This window comes from Rhizobium sp. Root1204 (assembly GCF_001424965.1).
Classification (GTDB): Bacteria; Pseudomonadota; Alphaproteobacteria; order Rhizobiales; family Rhizobiaceae; genus Pararhizobium.
The window spans coordinates 192,239-212,666 of record NZ_LMCZ01000002.1; the positions used below are offsets into that span (position 1 = coordinate 192,239).

The 20,428-nt window shown below is 59.1% G+C and carries 18 protein-coding genes and 6 pseudogenes; 14 read left to right on the forward strand and 10 right to left on the reverse strand.

Features of this window, described 5'->3' with window-relative positions:
- From ASC96_RS04405 to ASC96_RS04415, 3 genes are all read right to left on the reverse strand, one after another.
- Complete coding sequence (locus tag ASC96_RS04405) at window positions 1–1,281, reverse strand: FAD-binding oxidoreductase (protein ID WP_082511933.1); 1,281 nt, start codon at window positions 1,279–1,281, stop codon at window positions 1–3.
- 73 nt (window positions 1,282–1,354) lie between these two features.
- A complete protein-coding gene (locus tag ASC96_RS04410) occupies window positions 1,355–2,179 on the reverse strand; it encodes a transporter substrate-binding domain-containing protein (protein WP_060501764.1) in 825 nt (274 codons plus the stop codon).
- A gap of 534 nt (window positions 2,180–2,713) precedes the next feature.
- Entirely contained in the window at window positions 2,714–3,463 is a 750-nt protein-coding gene (locus tag ASC96_RS04415; protein ID WP_060501766.1) for an exonuclease domain-containing protein, read from the reverse strand.
- Window positions 3,464–4,083: 620 nt separating this feature from the next.
- On the opposite strand from ASC96_RS04415, the pseudogene ASC96_RS04420 reads away from it, so the two are divergent.
- Together ASC96_RS04420 and ASC96_RS31515 are read left to right on the forward strand one after the other, a co-directional pair.
- Window positions 4,084–4,961, forward strand: a pseudogene (locus ASC96_RS04420) (3'-5' exonuclease).
- Between the two features lie 166 nt (window positions 4,962–5,127).
- On the forward strand, window positions 5,128–5,274 hold the full coding sequence (locus ASC96_RS31515; RefSeq protein ID WP_082511934.1) for a DUF1127 domain-containing protein: 147 nt from the start codon (window positions 5,128–5,130) through the stop codon (window positions 5,272–5,274).
- A gap of 362 nt (window positions 5,275–5,636) precedes the next feature.
- On the opposite strand, the gene dinB is transcribed toward ASC96_RS31515, so the two are convergent.
- The 3 genes and pseudogenes from dinB to ASC96_RS04435 form a co-directional block, all read right to left on the reverse strand.
- Entirely contained in the window at window positions 5,637–6,719 is a 1,083-nt protein-coding gene (gene dinB / locus ASC96_RS04425) for a DNA polymerase IV (protein ID WP_060501768.1), read from the reverse strand.
- A gap of 77 nt (window positions 6,720–6,796) precedes the next feature.
- Window positions 6,797–7,407 (reverse strand): annotated as a pseudogene (locus ASC96_RS04430) (SOS response-associated peptidase family protein).
- Between the two features lie 24 nt (window positions 7,408–7,431).
- A complete protein-coding gene (locus ASC96_RS04435; RefSeq protein ID WP_244481857.1) occupies window positions 7,432–7,749 on the reverse strand; it encodes a hypothetical protein in 318 nt (105 codons plus the stop codon).
- A 204-nt stretch (window positions 7,750–7,953) separates the two neighbouring features.
- Between ASC96_RS04435 and ASC96_RS34230 the strand changes: the two genes are divergently transcribed.
- Window positions 7,954–8,085: a hypothetical protein gene (locus ASC96_RS34230; RefSeq protein WP_280140008.1), complete on the forward strand. Its 132-nt coding sequence runs from the start codon at window positions 7,954–7,956 to the stop codon at window positions 8,083–8,085.
- Here ASC96_RS34230 and ASC96_RS33675 read toward each other — a convergent pair.
- The 3 genes and pseudogenes from ASC96_RS33675 to ASC96_RS04445 form a co-directional block, all read right to left on the reverse strand.
- A pseudogene (locus ASC96_RS33675) lies at window positions 8,078–8,226 on the reverse strand (nucleotidyl transferase AbiEii/AbiGii toxin family protein); the annotation flags it as partial. The gene ASC96_RS34230 and the pseudogene ASC96_RS33675 overlap by 8 nt on opposite strands.
- Window positions 8,207–8,947 (reverse strand): DUF6088 family protein, encoded by a 741-nt coding sequence (locus tag ASC96_RS04440; RefSeq protein WP_060501770.1) that lies wholly within the window; start codon window positions 8,945–8,947, stop codon window positions 8,207–8,209. The pseudogene ASC96_RS33675 and the gene ASC96_RS04440, both read right to left, overlap by 20 nt.
- A 110-nt stretch (window positions 8,948–9,057) precedes the next feature.
- Window positions 9,058–9,501, reverse strand: a complete 444-nt coding sequence (locus ASC96_RS04445) for a hypothetical protein (protein ID WP_060501772.1) — start codon at window positions 9,499–9,501, stop codon at window positions 9,058–9,060.
- A 507-nt stretch (window positions 9,502–10,008) separates the two neighbouring features.
- Here ASC96_RS04445 and ASC96_RS04455 point away from each other — a divergent pair.
- The 11 genes and pseudogenes from ASC96_RS04455 to ASC96_RS04510 all read left to right on the forward strand — a co-directional run bounded on the left by ASC96_RS04455 (window position 10,009) and on the right by ASC96_RS04510 (window position 19,578).
- A complete protein-coding gene (locus tag ASC96_RS04455) occupies window positions 10,009–10,188 on the forward strand; it encodes a hypothetical protein (RefSeq protein WP_060501776.1) in 180 nt (59 codons plus the stop codon).
- Between the two features lie 150 nt (window positions 10,189–10,338).
- Complete coding sequence (locus tag ASC96_RS04460; RefSeq protein WP_020046815.1) at window positions 10,339–10,518, forward strand: hypothetical protein; 180 nt, start codon at window positions 10,339–10,341, stop codon at window positions 10,516–10,518.
- Window positions 10,519–10,692: 174 nt separating this feature from the next.
- The gene (locus ASC96_RS04470; protein WP_060501779.1) at window positions 10,693–11,628 is read left to right on the forward strand and encodes a DUF3991 and toprim domain-containing protein; all 936 of its coding nucleotides are present in this window, start codon (window positions 10,693–10,695) and stop codon (window positions 11,626–11,628) included.
- A 129-nt stretch (window positions 11,629–11,757) separates the two neighbouring features.
- On the forward strand, window positions 11,758–12,363 hold the full coding sequence (locus ASC96_RS04475; RefSeq protein ID WP_060501780.1) for a DUF1419 domain-containing protein: 606 nt from the start codon (window positions 11,758–11,760) through the stop codon (window positions 12,361–12,363).
- 736 nt (window positions 12,364–13,099) lie between these two features.
- Window positions 13,100–13,684, forward strand: coding sequence for a hypothetical protein (locus tag ASC96_RS04480; RefSeq protein WP_060501827.1), 585 nt, complete (start codon window positions 13,100–13,102; stop codon window positions 13,682–13,684).
- Window positions 13,685–13,983: 299 nt separating this feature from the next.
- Window positions 13,984–14,925, forward strand: a complete 942-nt coding sequence (locus tag ASC96_RS04485) for a zincin-like metallopeptidase domain-containing protein (protein WP_060501781.1) — start codon at window positions 13,984–13,986, stop codon at window positions 14,923–14,925.
- 174 nt (window positions 14,926–15,099) lie between these two features.
- Window positions 15,100–15,366 carry a type II toxin-antitoxin system prevent-host-death family antitoxin gene (locus tag ASC96_RS04490; RefSeq protein ID WP_060501782.1) on the forward strand — a complete coding sequence of 89 codons (267 nt, stop codon included), beginning with the start codon at window positions 15,100–15,102 and terminating at the stop codon, window positions 15,364–15,366.
- A pseudogene (locus ASC96_RS34360) lies at window positions 15,363–15,778 on the forward strand (hypothetical protein). Before ASC96_RS04490 ends, ASC96_RS34360 begins: the two are co-directional and overlap by 4 nt.
- A gap of 386 nt (window positions 15,779–16,164) precedes the next feature.
- Window positions 16,165–16,374 (forward strand): annotated as a pseudogene (locus tag ASC96_RS04500) (zincin-like metallopeptidase domain-containing protein); the annotation flags it as partial.
- A gap of 438 nt (window positions 16,375–16,812) precedes the next feature.
- Window positions 16,813–16,965: pseudogene (locus ASC96_RS04505) on the forward strand (DUF736 family protein); the annotation flags it as partial.
- A gap of 132 nt (window positions 16,966–17,097) precedes the next feature.
- Window positions 17,098–19,578 carry a DEAD/DEAH box helicase gene (locus tag ASC96_RS04510; RefSeq protein WP_244481860.1) on the forward strand — a complete coding sequence of 827 codons (2,481 nt, stop codon included), beginning with the start codon at window positions 17,098–17,100 and terminating at the stop codon, window positions 19,576–19,578.
- A 180-nt stretch (window positions 19,579–19,758) separates the two neighbouring features.
- Here ASC96_RS04510 and ASC96_RS04515 read toward each other — a convergent pair whose 3' ends face one another.
- Window positions 19,759–20,058 carry a DUF736 domain-containing protein gene (locus tag ASC96_RS04515; RefSeq protein ID WP_024318408.1) on the reverse strand — a complete coding sequence of 100 codons (300 nt, stop codon included), beginning with the start codon at window positions 20,056–20,058 and terminating at the stop codon, window positions 19,759–19,761.
- Window positions 20,059–20,428: the final 370 nt, after the last annotated feature.

The window sequence follows — 20,428 nt, forward strand, 5'->3', positions numbered from 1 at the left end:
TCAGGCGCCGCGCTCACGCCACCAGTCCTGCGCCTGTAATTTCCAATAGGTAAGTTGTGCCGTGGCGAGCCCGGCGGTTCCGCCGGCCCAGACGAGGCCGAAGGGCTTTAACAATTTGTAGCGACCCGATTGACCGAGAATACCTTCTGCAATGAGCTTGCCGCCGATCGCCGTCGTATTAAGGCCATGCCCGCCAAATGCGGTGCAATGCCAGACCCCGGCCTGCATCTCGCCGATCTGGGGCATGAGATGACGGGCATAGGACATAAGGCCTGACCAGGCGAGTTCCGTCTTCAGCTCGCTTAGTTGCGGATAGGTACCGATCATCTCGCGCCGCAATTCCTGGGCGAGGGCTGCAGGCGAGGCGGCGCGGGTGGTAATACGGCCACCCCAAAGAATGCGTTTGCCGTCTTCCACCAGGCGGTAGTAGTCACCGGCCCGGCGATTGTCGCCGATCGCGTCACGCGTGGCGATTGCTTCGCGAATGAGCTCGGGCGCTTCCTCGGTCAGCATCACATAGGTGGCGATCGGGAGGTAGGACCGCTTGAGTTTACCGACCAGCGAGCCGGTATAACCGCCCGTGGTGAAAACGATGTGGCGGGCCTTCACCTGGCCGTTGGCAGTTTTGGCGCGTTTTTCCGCGCCATTGACGTCGCAGCGCGTCGCGGCGGAGTTTTCGTAGATACGCCCGCCGAGACGTTCGATCTCCTTGGCCACCGCCCGCAGATAGTTCAGCGGATGCATGTGAAAGGCCTTGGGATCGCGCAGAGCCTGGAAATAGCGTGTTGATTTCAGCCGGCTGCGAACCGCATCCGTGCCAATATATTCGTATTCGTAGCCGTATTCCCTGCGCATCTCGTCGGCATGCTGCTTCAGGCTGCCGCCTCCATCGTGGCGCAACACGCTCATGATGCCCGGCTGCGGCTTCGCGTCGGTGATGCCAAGATCACGGATCGTGTCGCGCACGAAATCGACACCCTCGATCGAGAGCTGATGGATTTTTCGCGCGGCATCTTTGCCGGTGGCCCGTGCGATCGCATCGCCGCCGGTTGCAAAACCGGGGCTGACGAAGCCGCCGTTGCGGCCGGATGCGCCGAAGCCGATGCTTTCTGCCTCTAGCACAACGACGGAAACGCCGGCACGGGTAAGCTGCAATGCTGTTGTCAACCCGGCAAGGCCGGCGCCGATGATCACGGTATCGCAGTCGATGGCGCCGGAAAGGGTCGGCCGCTCGGCGCCATTGGCCATGGTGCGGCGGTAGTAGGTATCGGGATATGTCATGTCGGGCTCGCTTCAGGCAGGATAGGTAATGCCGGCCCGGGATGTGATCCCGAACCGGCATTACTTGTGCGTCTTAGTCGGCGCTGTAGTCCTTGCCGTACCACTTGGCTGTGAGGGAGGCGAGCGTGCCATCCTTCTTCATGTCGGCGATGATGCTGCCGACCTTTGCCGTCCATTCCGGATCGACCTTTTCGCCGATGACGACGAGAGGTTCGCGGAAGGCGTAGCCGCCATCGAGGATACGCAGCGGATAGCCGTTCTTGATGGCGTTCATCGCTGTCTGCTCAGGCGCGATCACTGCATCGAGGCGCACGCCCGGGCCGAGGCGCAGGTCATCGAAGGGGAGCATGGAATCGGCAAATGTGCGAATTTCACCCGGTTGCAGCTTGTATTCCATCGGCGGCAGGCCCGGCGCATCGATTTCGAGCTTGCGGTTGATGAAGTCTTCGGAGGTGGTCGCCGTCTCGACGCCGATCACCCTTCCGTTGAGGTCGTCAACACTCTTTGCCGTGCTGTCCTTGTGAACGACGTAGACATAAGGACTGTAATAATAGATGCCGGCGAAGTCGATGACCTGAGCGCGCGCTTTGGTCGGGGTGACCGAGCCGACGCCGATGTCATAGCGCCCCTGCCAGCGACCGCCGGTAAGCGTTGCCCAATCCGGGGTCTGGAAGCTAACCTCGACGCCGAGGCGCTTGGCGATCTCGCGCGAAACGTCGATGTCGAACCCGACCATCTCGTTGTTGTCATCCAGGAAACTCTGCGGAGGCCAGCTGCTGTTGGTCGCGACGACCATAGCCTTGTTTTCCAAGACGCGGTCAAGCGTTTCGCCTGCAAAGGCAGAATTTGTGGCAGCCAGCAGCGCAGCGCCGGCCAGAAGCTTCGAAAAGATATTCATGGTGCCTCCCAAAGACAGTTTGACGACATTTTGTAAGATGTCTGACAACAATAATTGATGGGAAAGCGGCCACTGTCAACGGTGCAATGGGGAGAGTTAGTGAGTAATTGCGATGAGCGAATGCGGCGGGATCACCATGGTGCATTGCAATATTGCAAAAAGAGGACGCCAGTTCGCCGGTCAATCCAGTAATCGTAATGTCCGGTGTTTAGTTTCTGCGCCATGCAAGACCTCGGCGCTATTATGCGGTGCCGTGTGACCGTCTGCCCAGATGTTATTCGGCTGTACGGCATGGGATTTGCGTACTGCCGGATTTAAAACCGGTTGGACCGGCTCATCGACACCGGCACGCTATGACGGTTCAGGGTTTGAGTTAGTGAAGATACGAGGATAAGAAGATCCCCGCTTGAATCTGTCGGCAAAACAACAACTCACGTGTGTGTTCACCAAGAGCTGGATTGCTTTTTCGCCAAAGACGTCCTTGTACCACGAAGTACCTGCCGGCGGGTGACAAGGTGGACTTTGGATCATCGCTTATAACAGCGACCTCTGTTGCGGTTCGGCAACCGTTGGAGTTCCAAGCTCACCCCGCTTTGTCAGTTCTGTCTGGGCACTGAACCGGACGTCGGCGTCTCGGTCGCGGAGCAATTCACTGAGCGCTTCCGTGCCGACACGGTCCCAGCTCTTGCCGCGCTCCGGGCCGGCAGGCACGCGGGGCAGAAGCCCGGGCTCGGTGCTCCACACCAGTAGCTGTTCGAGCGATGCAGCGTTCAACAGGTCTCGCAGATGATGAGCGGTCACGTACGCGTCCGGCATGGCCCGATGCGCTGGCAATCCGATCTCATGGACCAGACCTTGTGGCATACGCTGATAACGCAGCATCTGATTGGAAAACCGGGGCAGTTCAGGCCAGACGCGCAGCGAACATTTCCAGGTGCAGATCCACGAAACCTCACCGGTCAGTCGCGGTGTGCAATATCGCTGCTCGAAGGCAGCCCGATGAGCGGCGAGGGCATCGATCCTGCCGACGGGTCGCAAGACCGTCGAGGCAATCTCTTTCCAGAAGGGCGCGTTAGCGACCTGTTCATCGAGAATGTGATGAATGGCCATCGTTTCAGGAGAGATCGGCCGGCCTGGGTTGACCAGTAGCGATCCGCGCTCCTCGCTTACGATCCAGATGCCATCAACTTCCTGGACGACATCCTGCCAGCCAATTTCGCAGACGTCGTTTGGTCCGTTTCCGGCGGTCTCAAGATCGATGACACGAATGCGGGCTTTTGACACGAGTTTTTTCTCACTGCGCTAATTTCTATCTACAAAGTAAGCCCGAGCTGATGTTGTTCCCCGTCACCGATCAAGCTGGCGGTCAGGATATGCAGGATCGCGCCTCAGCGGTTAAACGCGAGAGCTGTGAGTTGCAGCATTTGTGTTTCGGCTCCCACAAAGGTTGTCGCACTTCTATCTCCGAATGCGGCACTGTGCCACTCGCTGGCATAATGGACCCGCGCGCCGGGCTGTCGGTCCCGGTTTCCGGCATCGCTATGCTGAACCTCCTGCGGCAACCCTTTTGACCGATCGTGCGGGAGGCGAACGGCTTTCGCGGTTCCCGCTCCAGCTGATATGCCCACTTTTTGTTTTGGCCATTTCGCACAAGCACCTGTGGACTGAGATTGGAAAAATCGCGAGGTTGCGAACTTTGCTGGAAAGCCTGCCTGAAATCGCACCCCACCAACAAGGTTGATCTGCCGATCGTGCCGTGTTTTGAAGGGGGCAAATTGGCGGCGGGGCTTTGACAACAGCAATGGCAGAACAGTTTGACATGTTTTCGGAGCGGGGCTCCGCTCGGCCAGGTGGTCACGCGTGGCTCGTCCAACGCCGCCAAACCCGACAAGACTGCCATCCCCATGAGTGAGGAGGACATGGTCCGTCATCTGTCGCAGACGGGTCGCTATCGGATCCTGCAGAAACTTATGCCGCGCGCAATAGCTCCAATTGCCCGGCCAGCGTACCCCCTCAAGGGCGTCATTCTCGACACCGAGACCACGGGCCTCAATGCGCGCAAGGATGAGATCATCGAGATTGGCGTGATCGCTTTTACCTTCGATGCGACAGGAAGTATTGGTGACGTGACCGGCATCTACGGTGGACTTCAGCAGCCAAGCGTTTCCATTCCCATCGAGATCACCAGGCTCACCGGGATTACCGACGTTATGGTGGCCGGGCAGTCGATCGACACGGCAGCGTTGCGGGCGCTGATCGGGCCTGCCGATCTGCTGATCGCCCACAATGCCGGTTTCGACCGGCCGTTCTGCGAGGCGTTTTCTCAGCTGTTTTCCGGCAAGGCCTGGGCTTGCTCCAACTCCGAGATCGACTGGTCGTCGCGGGGATATGAAGGTACCAAACTCGGATATCTTGTCGGGCAAGCGGGATATTTTCATGAGGGACATCGTGCGGTCGATGATTGCTTTGCGCTTCTGGAGGTCCTGGCAAGGGAAGTGAATGGGTCGGATTCCACCGCTTTCGCTGAGCTTTATTGCGCAAGCCAAAGGTCGCGCGTGCGGATCTTTGCGGAGAACAGCCCCTTCGACATGAAGGATCACTTGAAGACGCGAGGCTATCGCTGGTCCGACGGAAGCGACGGCCGTCCAAATCCTGGTGGATCGAGGTTGGGGAAGAAGCGCTTGATGATGAGCTCCGCTATCTCAGGGCCGAAATCTACCGCTATCCCGATGCAGATCCCCCGATCAAACGGCTGACTGCCTTCGATCGTTTCCGAGCCTGATAGCTCCGTCCGTCGTTTGATTGGACCCATGCTTTGAGCGCATGGCCGACCTGAGACCTTGTGCCTTATCGATGGGCCTCCAAGAGCCTATATTCCAATCATCGAATTGACGTTGGAACCAAAGCAAGGTTGCTGGCGTCAAGAGACCTCACGAAAGGGGATCATCATGAACGTAGCACGCTCTTTCCATAACTGGCGCAAGTATCGCCAGACCGTTACCGAACTTGGCCGCATGAGCTCGCGCGAACTGCAGGATCTAGGTATCGATCGTGCCGACATTCACAGCGTTGCCCGCCAATCGGTCGCTCGTTAAGCGACTGTTTGCAAGCCGACTTGAATGACACGACGCCCGCTGATGACGCGGGCGTTTTTTGTATCTGGCCCACAGCGAGGCGCTGTGCTGGAGATTTCTTTCGTCACGGATGAGGTCCTGCATTCTCTGCATAGCTGCACTGCAGCAAAGTCTATTTAATGTGCGGCGAGAATGGGTATTCTGGTTTTCATCGAAGCGATGCACCTCCTCCCGCAGAGCTTCGATTTCAGACGGCCCACTCCTCCCAGGGGACGTCTGTCGGAACGGCGACACTCCTCCTCCCAGTCGCTGTTCGGTTCTTTTCGAAAAGCCTGCCGCACCTCCTCCCGCGGCAGGCTTTTTCGTTTCGAGGCCCGGCTGCATTAAAGTCCCAGATCGAGCTGCGGTTCTTGCCCGCTCTCTTCGGTGTTGAGCGACGAAAGGGTGATCCCTAGGAGCCGCACCGGACGTTTGAACGGGAATACCGAGGCAAGCCGGGTCTCTGCAATCTCCAGCATCTGGTCGAGGTTGGAGACGGCTCCCGGCACTGTCTGGCTGCGTGTCGCCTGGCTGAAATCCGAATATTTGATTTTGACCGTCACGGTCTTCCCCGTGATGTCGTGCGCTTCGCAGTACCTCCGGACCTTCTCCGCCAATGGCCGCAGTTCGCCTTTGGCGAGATCGAAATCATCAATGTCCTCGACGAAGGTGTCCTCGGCGCCGACGGACTTGCGGATGCGATCGGGCGTGACCTGTCGTTCGTCGATCCCACTGGCGATGCCGTAGAAATACGGACCGGACTTGCCAAAATGCTGCTGAAGGAAGGCGAGAGACTTCGACTTCAGATCAAATCCCGTCTCGATTCCGTGCCGTTTCATCCGCTCCGCTGTCGCCGGCCCCACGCCCTGGAACTTCTTGACAGGAAGCATCTCGACGAAACCCGGTCCGTTCTTCGGGGTAATGACCGCCTGGCCATTCGGCTTGTTGAGATCGCTCGCCATCTTCGCCAGGAACTTGTTGTAGGAGATGCCAGCCGAGGCGTTGAGGCCGGTTATATCCTTGATCTTCGCACGGATCTCCAGCGCAATCTCGGTGGCAATCTCCATCCCCTTCAAGTTGTCGGTGACATCGAGATAGGCCTCGTCGAGCGACAGTGGTTCGATCAGCGGCGTATATTCGGCAAAGATCTCGCGGATTTGCAGAGAAACCGCTCTGTAGACGTCAAAGCGCGGCGGCACAAAGATCAGCTCGGGGCATTTGCGCTTGGCGGTGACCGACGGCATGGCCGAATGCACGCCGAAGACGCGCGCCTCGTAACTCGCGGCCGCCACCACACCACGGGCCGCCGATCCGCCGACGGCCAACGGTAGCCCGCGCAACGCCGGATTGTCGCGTTGCTCGACAGACGCATAGAAAGCATCCATATCGACATGGATGATTTTGCGCACAGATTGCACGCTCCCCATTACGTCGGTTCCAACATGGTACGCGGGCATTTGGTGTACAGGCACCTGACTGCTCTGGTCGTGCATGGTGCCGGTGATCAAAGCAACAGACCTTCCTCGTCTGGCTTCGGTTTGGCCTGTGGCGGCACGATCACCAGCATGTTGCCTGGGAGCGGACGCTGGAGGTGGCGGGCTTCATCCCACGGTGCTGTCAACCAGGTCTCGACTTCTTCAGGCGTGGTCAGGATGGAGGGCATGGCCTTTTGATGAATCGGCGAGACCGCACGCCCTTCCACGGGGTCCAGAAGCCTGCGAAAAACATCAGCGGCCGCTCTTCGTTGCCCGCGAACCAGGCATTAGGCACCCGTCCGCCCTCAATCTTGCTGGCTGGATCCGGCTCGGCAAAGGAGGTGAACGGCACGACACAGCGGCTGGTCGGACCAAGCCATCGGCGCCAATGTGGGGAGTTTACATTGCGAATGTTGGTGACCCCGGGAACGTAGTTTTTCACATAGGCAGGCGGCGACGGCATTCCCCAGGTCGCCCTGGCAATCTCGCGTTGCCCGTCCTCAGCAACGCGGACAATCGGCGCTTGATAGCCTGGATAAACATCGAAGGAGGCTTCGTTCCAGCCGGCCCGGTCCCGGAACGCCTTTGTGAACTGCAGGACCGCATCGCGGGTGGTCGTCACATTGTAGAGATTACACATTGCCGTCCTCCTATCCAATGTCGGTCAAGGCGAAGTTTCCGACCCTTTGGGATCGTAATCAAGCTTGGAGAGCTTCTCCGAACACGTGGACGCTTGCATCTCAACAGCCACGCCTGCCTCCAGCAAACACGGGAATTGCGTTCCGCATCTATCGCGCCCATCGGAACAATGCATCTTGTCGCAGCCCATCGCCATCCGGCGGCGCAGATCCACAAAACGCATGCTGGCGCCAAACTCTCTCACAAGCGCCTTGCGATCAAGTTCTCCCTGCTGACCGCACGGCTTGCATTGGACGGTGATCACCGGTCCCTTGAAATCTCTAAGCGTCAGCAGGCCGGGCATATCTCTATTTTCTCATCCACGAATTTTCGTCACATTCTGCATCAAATTGAATCTGCTTGATGAATCGACTGGGCAACAACCATCTCATGATGTTGGCCGCCGTCCACCCGATTCTTGCCCGTTGACTCATCGTCAGTTAAGGAACAAAAACAGAACATATCAGCTTTTTTTGGGTGTGCAAACACCCTCTCGACGTATGAGATCATGCCAATCACCGCCGCCAACCCCGTTATTTCCGAGCTTCAGGACCGCATCCGGCGGCTTGAAGGCGGAGCTGCGCGCAAGGGCGAGGTGCTGTCGTTCGGAATTGCCGAGATTGATTCAAAGCTCGGTTGAACAGGAAGTCGAGCACCCAGCAGACGTAGAGATCTTTCTCGATATTTCGGTCCGCGTTTCCAGATCGGACGCCGCGGCGGAGAATAGTGCTCTCCGCTCGTCAGCGCTTGAGCGAAGGACTTCAATGAAGCTCTGGCGCATGTCCAGCCTTCCCATCCTGACCTGTTGGAGTGTCTTCATCCACCGGGGGCCGCGGGTCGCGTGTTATCGTTTTTATCGCCTGGTACATCCAGGCAGGGATGGCGTTGATGTTTTCGCGCAGATCCTCGACAATCGGTTGCCTGTGGGGGCTTCGTGCCAGGTAACGGGCGATACCATCGACAACCGTCTCCAGATTGGATCGCTCATCGCGAAACCAGTGGAGGGCCTGGATCACCCGCATTGCCGGCCGGCCGGCCCAGAAAGCGGTCTTTGCCGAAATTCGCTTGAAGTCCAGGATATAGATGACTGGTTTTGTGGCCTTAGCGTCGCCGGCATTGGCCTCGATTTCGATGGTTCGGGGATAGGTATCCGCATAGATCGTGGACCGGGCCGGAACTGCCGTCGTGAGGCCCAAATCGTTGGCAGCCGTCATGCCGTCAACGCACACACGAAGCTTGTCGCGCCGTGCAATCGCATCGATGAATGAGGCGCGTGGCGGAAACACCATCTTGCCGGTCAGCTGACTGATACCCGGCTTGTCGTATAGGCCGCGATGAGGCCGGCGGATGTCGCCGCGGATGGTTAGCCTCTGCAACGCCTTTTCGACGGCGTTCGGTGTCGCGATATCGAGGAAATCGGCACGCGACCAAACGCCCGAAGGTGCCGCGCCGGCAATCCGTTGGTGGATACGTTCGAGAGTGTCCGATCTGGGATCCGGCATAGTTGTCCGTCCTTCTGACCGAAGATTATATACAAACTTTGGTCACTGGCAATCGATCCTGTCCTTCTGACCAATTTTTATGTCTAAAAATTGGTCAGTGATATGACTGGTCAGGCTTTCATATAGTGCTTTTGAAAAGCGGTGGTCAGGCCCTTGAACGCGTCATGAGAAAAGGAATCCGCAACGAACATCTGGATTGTTGGCCCAACGTTTCGCAGGGGTCGCAACGAGTGGCATTTTTGAAGGAACGGCCGGATTCCCCCAACACCTATCTTTTCGCCAAGCAGAATGTCGCAGGCGAGAAACCCTGGCTTCTGTTTGTCGCCATCACTCTTCGTTAGAAAGCTTCGGTAAGAAGGAGCAGTGAGATCCCACGCAAATGTGCCAACCCTTGGGATTTGCTCTCCATCGCGTGTGGCCACCTTTTCGTAGCTGACGAGACCGAGTTTTCTGCTCCAGTCGCTGATGGCCTTCAACAGGACGGACTCTGTGATCAGTCTGGCCCGGACATCTTGAGTCAGGGACTCGTAGCGGCCCTCGTATTGGGTGAACACGATGCATTCTCCCAGTCCGCTCACAAGGACCTTGTCCAAGAGTGGGCTTGCCTTAGCCGATTGAAGATCGTGTCTGGTGACAGATGCCGTGCCTGCATGATCGGCGCGCCACGCGCGATCGGGAAGTGCTTTACTGGAATGAGCCCGCCACGTAGCAAAATCGACTCGATTGCCAATCCATATGCCGGACGTGTCCTGATGAGAGCTTCGATGAGGTTCTCCCAGTATTGCGGAGAGCCGTAGTGTTGCTGCAAATAGATGAAGCGAGCCTTGCGCGGGAAAGTGATGTACGCGAGACGTTTGACAGCGGCTCTGGTGCGAGACACACGCTGCCTGGCAGCGTCCGGTTTCAAGCCATGAGCGTCGATCAGGAATTGCGTCACGTCGCTTGTAAGCGACGGGCCTGTGCCGACAAATAAAACAGAACCACGTCACCTGCGGATCGCGTGGTTTTGAGCGCGTTTATCGTTTCATTCGCTCCGGCCATCAGCCAGCTAGAAGGGATAGATGCTCGAAGATCAGTCTGATCCCTTGCGCGATCCTGTCTCCACGTTCAGCGAGCCGTCCGAAAGCGGCACAGCACCTGCAGGTCGCCTGATCAGCACGCGGCAGCGTAAACAGGCCGAGCGCAATGATGCTCCACCCATCGGCGTTTCCGATTCCCGCTCTCTTGTCTGGCATCCCTAATCCAGTCCCGCCCTTGGACGGTCAACCCACAAGGGGTTCGCGAGCGAGCTGCGACGTCTCTGGCTGCGCCGCCGAGGTGACCGCGGCCCGGCCTAGATCGAACGGGCGCCATCGAGCGGGGATCGGCCCCGCCAATGGATGGAGCCTCACATGTCGGATCTCAGCCTCGCACAAAACCACGCACTCGATCTTGCCCGGACCCTCATGGTCCCGGTCACCCTCTTTGAAATAGATGGAGAGATCGGCGTCATGCCTTCCGCCGAGTATGACGGCGATGAGGACGCCATCATCAACGAATATGATCCCTTTGCCTATGGATCGGCTCATTGAGCCGATCACCCCTTCCGGGGAGCGCGTGCCGCTCGCGCTGAGGCGCGCGCAAGGGAGGCTTCGCCGCGAACTTGTCCGGCAGATCTGCACATTGCGAACCGCGCCCTTGCGCGCTTCCATCTTCGCGGCCTGGGCGCTGCCAGTCCAAAAAGTAAGGAAAGCAGAGGAAGCGAAATGAATAAGAATGACATTGAGGAACTGCGAGCCCGGGTGGGCTGCGCAGCCGTCCTTGAGTATGACGGCTTCGCGATAGACAGGAAAGAGAGCACGCGCCGGGCGGTAAAATTCCGTCGCGACGACGACATCATCATCGTCATCCATGACGACAGAGGCTGGTTCGACGCTCGTTCGGATGCCAAGGGCGATGTGTTCGCTCTTGCAGGCTATCTGCATGGGTTCGGATTTGCGGAAGCGCTGGCGGTCGTTGGCGATCTTGTCGCGTTTCAGCCTACCGCACCGACCTGGGAGAAGCCTCTCCGGCAAGCGCACACAATGGCTTCGGTCGCTGACCGCTGGAACCATAGAGAGCGTCCGTGGCGCACATCGGCGACGTGGAGATATCTGCATCAATACCGCGCCCTGCCATGGCAAGTCATCTCCGCAGCGATCGAGGCAGACGTTCTTCGAGAAGGCTCATATGGCTCGATGTGGGCAAAACATGTCGATAAGACTGGCGCCGTCATCGGCTGGGAAGAGCGCGGCCCCGACTGGCGCGGGTTTTCAACCGGCGGCGCCAAGGCGCTTTTCCAGTTTGGTATGAATGACGCTCATCGGATCTGTGTGACGGAGGCGGCGATCGATGCGCTCAGCCTGGCCGCGATCGAGCAGACACGATCCGACACGCTCTATGTCAGCACAGGTGGCGGTTGGTCGCCGTTGACCGCTCAGGCTTTGGAAATCCTGGCTTCAGGGAAAGGCGCGTGGCTGGTGGCCGCGACCGACAATAACGTCCAGGGTGAAGTCTTTGCCGATCGTCTGCGCCAGATGGCAGATCGCGCCAGTTGCGATTTCTCGCGGCTGAGGCCGCGGTGTGAAGACTGGAATGAAGAATTGCAACAGAGGAGGGAAAGAGGAGAGCTGCCGCATACGCGGACAGCGCATCAAGGGTGAAGCTGCCGCCCGCCTGACGGCGGCCCTTGACCCGCTGCCCGCGAAGCGCCGGCTGTGGAGGGGTGATCAAAGGACTGAACAGAGAGGTCGATCAGGCTTCGCTTCAATCGCAACCCCAAGGAGCCGCAGATGTTTAATCCTCCCACCATCCGCAAAGTATTCGAAGGCGTCGCTACCCGCCACGAGATGTACACCCTGTTCAACCGCCATAGCCAGTCGCCATTCGACGATAACAGGATAAATGGCACTCGTTATGTCGGCGAGTGGTTCGAGGTATCCGAAGCCGATCACGACCACATGTTCGAGATCCTGCCGCCGCTATTTTACCGCGGTGACATGTTCGCCATGCGCGAGTTTCTGGCCGCCAGCGTCACCAGCGTTTTCTTCGCCCTGCGGATCGATGATCGGTCCAGATGGTTTCACGGATATTGCGACCTGGGCGATCGTCAGTCACCTGTTCGGATGCGTGCCGCAATCATCACCCGCGAAGCCCGTCCCGTCCGCGCCATGAACCGACAGGAAAGGCTCGATCATATCTGGAGCGCGACTGGTCCGGATTTTCGCGGCTATGCCGATAACCGCTTTCCAGCCGATCTGTGCAATCGCCAGATCGTGCTCGTCTATCCCTCTGCACAAGGCAAAATCTGGAAGCTGCTTGATGATCTGACCGACGAGGAGATCGCCGTCAAACTGCCGGTGCAGTTCCGCCTCCTGCCGGAAACTATCGCTGCCTGACGGCAGCCTTCACTTCCAACCCTCCACCATCCGCATCCTGGCAACACCCGCAGTCAACAACGAGTGTGCCTCGACGCGCCCACTCACAGGAGTTTACCAATGGCGCGTGACGATCCCTCTACATCGACCTGTTCGGCAATACAGCGCTCGCATCCGGCTTCGATCTCGGTATGCCGGGTTTCGCAGCAGACTTCGGGAACCACCTCAACGACAACCCGACGCCATCGACGCCGGCGCCGGCACCGGCCGTGCAAACGGTAACCCCGGCCAGTCGAAGATGGTAGGGGCGCTGAGCGAAGCGCGGAGCCAGGGAAACAGGGCAGCCGGCTTGTACCGAAGTCTGCTGGGTCCGAGATTTGTCAGTGCTCTCTGATGACGCGGCGTTACCATGGTCGGATCGCTATGCGATTGCATCATCCTGTCGTGGACCAGATTGTGGGCCGGCACAGCACCTCGGTTTTGCTGCGGTCTGACATGGGCGCGTCCCGGTCAAAGGCCGTGTGCCACGCCGCGTTGCGGCAGGATCACCGCCTCGTCGCAAGGCAGGCCCGCGTCTGTCACAGCCCGCTTGGGCGGGCCGCACCATCCGCAAACCTTCCCCGCTCCTCTTGGCGACGCCCTGACCTTGGGCCGGACCGCTGACGCCCCTGTCCTTTTGCCCGCACCCGAGGGGATGAGCCGGACGACAAACGGCACCCCGGGCTTTGCTGAAACATCGCTCATAAAGGATCCGATCATGGCACCGCTCAACCGCTCCACCCAAAAGAACCGTCCGGCAAAATCCCAGCGCGCCACCACACTCGAAATGGTGAAGCACGCCTGCCCTGACCTGAACCAGGCGCTGCGCATCTCGGAAAGCTTCGGCCTTGCCCTCATCGATAGCGACGGGATCCGCGATCTCCATCGCCGCCAGTTGATCGAAAGCGCCGATGCCCTGAAGGAAGGCCTTGCCGAAAAAGCCATGCAGATCCACATGCAGCGCATCGCCGGATCGTTTGTGGGCTCCGCCTACGGCGCCGGGCAATTCTACAGCCGCTCGGTCACCGAGGCCCGTGACCTGACGACCAAGCTCTCGAACGACGATCGCGACGAAGATCTCGACGGTCCAGTGGGATTCGATAGCCGCGCCCAGCGCAAACGCGAATTTGCCGCCGACATGGGCCTGCAGGCCCACGTGCTCCGAATGGCAGCCGAAGGCGCCATCTGCGCCTACGAAGACATCACCGGCGAAACCTGGAGGCCTTACGAGCGCACGGTCGAGCAATCTGGCACATCCGTCGATCAAAAGGCCGCCAGCGCCCAGATGGCAGCTTTCGAATAGCACGAACGCGGGGCTCCGGCCCCGCATTTCTCTTCCCCCGGTCGAAACGGTCGCCGCCACAAGGCGCCGGCTTTTGTGTGTGGACATATCGCGCCCATGCGGTCCGTTCCGGATCGCGGTCTAGCTTCGGCCGGCTGGTGCCGGCACAACGGCAAGCCGTCCTCCACTTCGTTTCGGCCCGGATCTCTCCACTCGCACTTTTTCGGATTGATGACGTCGGGTGCGCCGTCGCAGGCCTGCGCTCTTCGACCGCCGTGACGGACCGCGATGGGCGCGGTCTTCGAAGCGAGGAGAAGAAAATGAGACAGGAAAGCCGGAAGAGCGGTCAGGAAACGCGCGTCGACATCTATTCGAAAATCACAGACCGCATCATCGCCTCGCTGGAGGAGGGCGTCCGGCCTTGGGTGCAGCCCTGGAACTCGGGGCATCTAGAAGGTCGCATTTCCCGCCCAATGCGGCACAATGGCGAACCCTATTCCGGGATCAATGTTCTGCTGCTCTGGTCGGAAACGGTCTCGCGTGGTTTCCGTTCTCCGACATGGATGACGTTTCGTCAGGCAGCCGAGCTCGGCGCTCATGTCCGCAAGGGTGAGACCGGCTCGACCGTCGTGTATGCAAACCGCGTCACCAAAACCGAAAGCGCTGCCAACGGTGATGAGGTCGAGCGTGCAATTCCGTTTCTCAAGACCTACACTGTCTTCAATGTCGAGCAGATCGATGATCTGCCTCGTCACGATCAGCCGGTGCCGTCCGATCGGGCCAACCCGGTTGTAAACCGCATCGCCGAGGTCGATGCATTCTTCGCTGCTACGGGCGCCGTGATCCGTCATGGTGGCAGCAAGGCTTATTACGCGCCAGGTTCCGATACGATCCAGATGCCGCCGATCGAGGCGTTTCGCGATGTCGAGAGCTATTACGCGACACTGGCGCATGAAGAAATTCACTGGGCCGGTGCATCCCACCGGCTGAACCGCGATCTCTCGCGCTACGCCAAGGATCGGTCAGAGCGCGCACGCGAGGAACTGATCGCCGAGCTAGGAAGTTGCTTTTTATGCGCCGATCTCGGGGTCGTCCCGGAACTGGAGCCGCGCCCCGACCACGCCTCATACCTACAGTCGTGGTTGCGTGTACTTGCCGATGACCGCAAAGCGATCTTTCACGCGGCAGCGCATGCGCAACGGGCAGTGAATTATCTGTACGGCCTCCAGCCTCTGGTGTCTGAAGAGAGGGAGGCAGCTTGATGACGACGCTCCATTCCTCCTCCCGATTACGGCACTCAACCTTGAACCTGGGCGGGTAAGGAGGCCGGCCCGAAGCAGATCTAAATCCAGCATATACAGAAATGCTGTATATGCTGGATTTTCAGTCGGTAAGTCTATTACACTTCCTTCGATGCGACACCTCAGGAGATCAGCATGCGACACACGCCAGGCTCTTATACGACCAGCGATCTCTCACGAAAGTCCGGCGACATCATCGCCGAGGCACTTCACCATCCCGTGACGATCACCCAGCGCAACAAGCCGCGTCTGGTGCTGCTCAACATCGAGGATTACGATCGGTTGATGCGCCAGTCCGATGCCCGGTCTGCCATGACGCTCGCAACCATGCCAGATGAATTGTTCGACGAGTTCGAGACAGCGGTTGGCGCGTATGCCGAGAGCGACGAGGCTGGCCGGTGAGCGGTTATGACGACATCCAGACCGCGGCGATCGTTCGCTATCCCTATCTCTGGGCGCGAGAAAGCGGCAAAGGCGAGACCGAGGCCGGAAAAATCGGCCGGTTGCGGTCGGCGTCCGGATTCCCCGGCCCGACGGCGATCTGGCGTTGTTCTTTCCGATCACCACGAAGCAGCCCGACAAGGCTCGCTTCGCCACTGAAATTCCCTCGATTGAAAAACGACGAGCAGGGCTGGATGCCGATCTGCGGCTTTGGATTATCCTCGATGCGTTCAACAGCGATGTGATCGGGCGCTCGTTTTATCTTGAACCAGAACCGCCGCTCGGCCGGTTCCGCAAGGCATTTTTCCTCCCCCTGCTTCGGGAGTTCGTCGCACGCCGGAAATCCCTGATAGAAATCAGCCGCTTCCGATAGCGCCAGTAACCGCCCGGCACTTTGAGCTCACTCGATAGAGCGGTACTGCCAATTCCCTTCACATATCTGTTGTCGCTCTTCTGCGAACTCGATGGGGCATGTCTGACCGGGTAGCGGCTTCCCGCAACGGCCGTTGGTGACTTTCTTCCCCTGTCGGCTGCGCCGCCATTCTTGGCGGTAGGCCTCATCCTCGCGGCTGGATGGCTCGTGGTATGGAATCCGCTTCGCAGTCAAGCAACTTGCTGAAGCAGCACAGGACGGTGTTGGCGAGGCTGAATAATCAGGGGATTTCCGTCGCAAACTTCATCGTAATATTCGAATTTTGCGGCGTATTTGACGTCCGTTTGGGGCCAGACGCCGCCTTTGATCCTTGACTGTCAGGATAAATCGCGGAGCTCGGGGCGGTGTTTCTGGCGGCCGACCTCGGCATCGTGCCCGAACTGGAGCCTCGCCCGGATCATGCTAGCTATTTGGCATCGTGGCTTTCGGTGCTGCAGAACGACAAGCGCTTCATCTTTCAGGCCGCCGCCCAGGCACAGCGCGCGGTCTCCTATCTGCATGATCTGCAACCATCGGCTGGCCGGACAGCCGCCTGATCCACGGCGAAACTGACCCTGCATGGCCCCCTCAACAGGCGGCCATGCACATAGCGGCGTCGTCACCGAATGGCGTTACGGCACTGATCAGGCTTCAACAGGCGAGTGCGATCATGACGGAACGTATCGAACGGGACGGCTCGAACACGATTGCGATTGCTGTACCGACCTTTGACGGGTCGCCCCAACGCGGTCTCGAAGGCGCATGTCTGACCGAAGACCGCCTCGCACACTCGGCTCGTTCGGCTGGAGCAACGGCCGGCTCGTTTTCTTCCCCTGGGCGCTGCGCGCCCATTCCTCGCGAGACAAGAAAGCCTCGGCCCATGGCCGTCCTTCACTTCGTTGCGGCCCAGCGGGTGCGCACCGACCGTCCCCGGTCTTATCGACAGCCATCGAGGCCGCGATAGGCGTGGCCCGAACAACAGAAGGACTGCACCAATGGCAACCATCGGCTCTTTCACCGCTTCCGAAAACGGCTTCTCCGGCACAATCAAGACCCTCAACCTCAACGTCAAGGCTAAGATCGTCCGCGTCGAACGCTCTTCAGAAGACGCCCCCGACTTCCGGGTGATGGCAGGCACAGTCGATTATGCTGAGAACGTGATTATGCAGAGTGTCGGTCGCTGAAGGCCGGATTTGCCGGTGATTGCGGCGGATTCTGCTCCGCATAATCCCGGAGGCTGAGATGGATAGTGCGTCTTAAAAAACGGACGCCTTTGGCCTATGCTGATCCCCACGATCATTTTGGCGAAAGCTGCAAAGTTGGCGGAAAAGAATGATGCATGGGAAAACATTGCTCGCATTCGACGGCGGCTGGCTGATCTGAATGATGAGCGGAAGGCGCTTGAGCGTGAACTGGAAGCGGTTGAGCAACAGCTGATTTCCGATAGCCAGGCCGACGCAGAGAAGCCAGCCTTCGCCGACGCCCCTGTTACCAACAGCTCAGCGTCGATGGAGAAGGTGGAGTTATTCCGGCAGCTGTTTGCCGGGCGCCCCGACGTCTTCCCGGTTCGCTGGAACAACAAGAAGGACGGACGCTCCGGCTATTCACCGGCCTGTTCTAATGAGTGGGCGAAAGGAATCTGCGGCAAGCCGAAGGTGAAATGTGGGGACTGCCCGCATCAGGCTTTCATCCCATATTCCGAAGATATCATCGAAAAGCACCTTCGTGGCGGAGATGCCCGTTCAAGCGACTTTGTTGCCGGCGTATATCCATTGCTGCAGGACGAGACATGCTGGTTCCTTGCTGCTGACTTCGACAAGGAAAGCTGGGTAGACGACACCAGAGCTCTGCTGGCCACTTGCCGTGCAAAAGGAATTTCCGCTGCCCTCGAACGGTCGAGGTCTGGAAACGGTGGCCATGTCTGGATATTCTTCTCCGAACCCGTTCCCGCAAAGATCGCACGACAACTTGGTGCCGCGCTAATAACGGAGACGATGGAGAACCGTCCCGAGATCGGCTTCACGTCTTACGACCGTTTCTTTCCTAACCAGGATACGATGCCACTTGGCGGCTTCGGCAATCTGATCGCGCTTCCTCTGCAAAGGAAAGCCCGTGAAAATGGCAACAGCGTTTTTGTCGATGGCGACCTACGACCTTACGATGACCAGTGGGCATACCTGTCGTCTTTGCCCAGGTTATCGGCGGACGAAGTCTTCAGGATTGCCGACGAAGCCGAATTGTCGGGGCGGGTCTTGGGCGTCCGGATGCCAGTCGATGACGAACATGCCGATGAGCCGTGGAAGATGTTGCCGTCACGTCGTAGCGAGCCGCGGCGAATAGAGGCTGCGATCCCGCAAAGCATCAAGGTCGTGATCGCTGATCAGGTTTACATTGATAGGACCGAGCTTCCGTCCGCGCTGATTGCGCAGTTCGTGCGCCTGGCAGCATTCCAAAACCCGGAATTCTATCGTGCGCAAGCAATGCGATTGCCGGCATTCGGCAAGCCTCGGATCATCTCATGTGCCGAACTTCACCCACGCCATGTCGCTCTGCCACGAGGCTGTCTCGATGAAACAGTTGAACTCATCAAGAGCCATGGCGCGACCGCCATTTTGGAGGATCTCCGCGAAGATGGGGTTACGCTACCTGCCGGTATTGCGTTCCAGGGCGAACTGCGGCGGCCCCAGTCGATGGCCTTTAATGCTCTTGTCGCCCACGACACCGGTGTGCTTGCCGCGACGACGGCCTTTGGCAAGACGGTTGTCGCAGCCGCGCTTATCGCACATCGGGCGCGCAACGCGTTGGTTCTTGTCCATCGCCGGGAACTTCTGACCCAATGGGTGGAGCGCCTGAGTTCATTTCTGTCCATTGATCCAAAGCAGATCGGCATCATCGGGGGCGGGAAAAGAAAGCCAACTGGGATCATCGATGTGGCGCTGATCCAAAGCCTGGTACGGAATGGCGAGGTCGATGACATTGTCGGCAATTACGGTCATCTGATCGTCGATGAGTGCCACCATCTGTCCGCTGCAAGTTTTGAACTTGTCGCTCGCAGGTCCAAGGGGCGATACGTCGTTGGTCTATCAGCGACGGTCGCCCGAAAAGACGGCCATCATCCGATCATCTTCATGCAATGCGGCCCCGTTCGCCATCGGGTTGATGCAAGAGTTCAAGCTGCCGAGCGTGGTATTCGCCACCGTGCCCGCGACCGTTCGACGAAGTTTGAGTTGCCAGCGTCGCTCGCCTCGGCCGAGCGCCCGTCAATGCCAGCGATTTATGCGGCCCTTGCGCAGGACCAAGGCCGAAATGACCTGATATTTGATGACGTGCTGAAATCCCTTGAGGCCAGACGTTCGCCCATCCTGCTAACGGAGCGGAAGGATCACCTCGATTATCTCCAGCAGAAGTTCGAGCCGTTCGTGAAAAATCTGGTGGTGCTGCGCGGTGGCATGTCGGCGAAGGATCGCAAGCAAGCCAACACGGCGTTGAATGTCGCAGACGATGATGAGCGCCTGATACTTGCGATAGGGCGCTATATCGGGGAAGGCTTCGATGACGCCCGGCTCGACACATTGTTCCTGACCATGCCGATCGCCTGGAAGGGAACTCTGGCGCAGTATGTCGGCCGTCTGCATCGCCAGCATGATGGTAAGAGAGACGTCTTGGTCGTCGATTATGTCGATAGCACCGTTCCCGTTCTGGCCCGGATGGCCGCAAAGCGACGCGTGGGTTATCGCGCGCTGGGCTATGTGATCGAATGAGGGCGCCCCGCTTTGAGCGGAGCGCCGTGGTGCTGGTCAGCGTGACCAGATGAGCTTGTGCTCGCCCTTGTCGCCCTGGACGAGGGAGGCGTAGACCGGCGNGAAAACATTACCGAGTTATGCACCGCCTATCCACAGGAATGAGGGCGCCCCGCTTTGAGCGGAGCGCCGTGGTGCTGGTCAGCGTGACCAGATGAGCTTGTGCTCGCCCTTGTCGCCCTGGACGAGGGAGGCGTAGACCGGCGCCGTGAAGGACGGATCGTCGAGCTTGAGCGAGAGGTATTCGGCGCCCGTTTCGCGGGCGGTCCGGCTCCAGCCTGCTCCGAACTCGACACCCGTTGCTGTGACCCGGAAGTCGGGTGCGCGGTCGTTGTCGCGGTCGCAGGGCTTGATGGATGCCTTGACGTTGAGGGTGAGGGTCTTGATGGTGCCGTTGTAGGCGCCGGTTTCGTCGCGGGTGAAGGTGCCGATCTGGGCCATTGTCTTGATCTCCTGAGGTTGTTCGAAGCCGCCCGATGCGGCCTCGATGGCGGTCGAGAGGCGACGGATTGGACGGAATGCATCCGCAGGACCGCAGCGTTAGCGAAGGACGGTGGCAGCCGAGCTTGTTGGCTCGCGAGGAATGACCGCCTGCGGTCAGGGGARGAAGGTCGGCGGAGCCGTTGCAGGCCAGGGCCGGTCCGGTGCCARACCAGCCCAAAAGAGAGGCCGTATGGGGGGCTTCGCGCCGTCAGCAGAGAACGACGTGAATGATCGATGTCTCCTCATCAGCATGATCAGCGCCGCCGCCGGTGCGTTACCCCTCCCGCCGTCCCAGCCGCCGTCTCACCAGATTCAAAACACGCCGCGC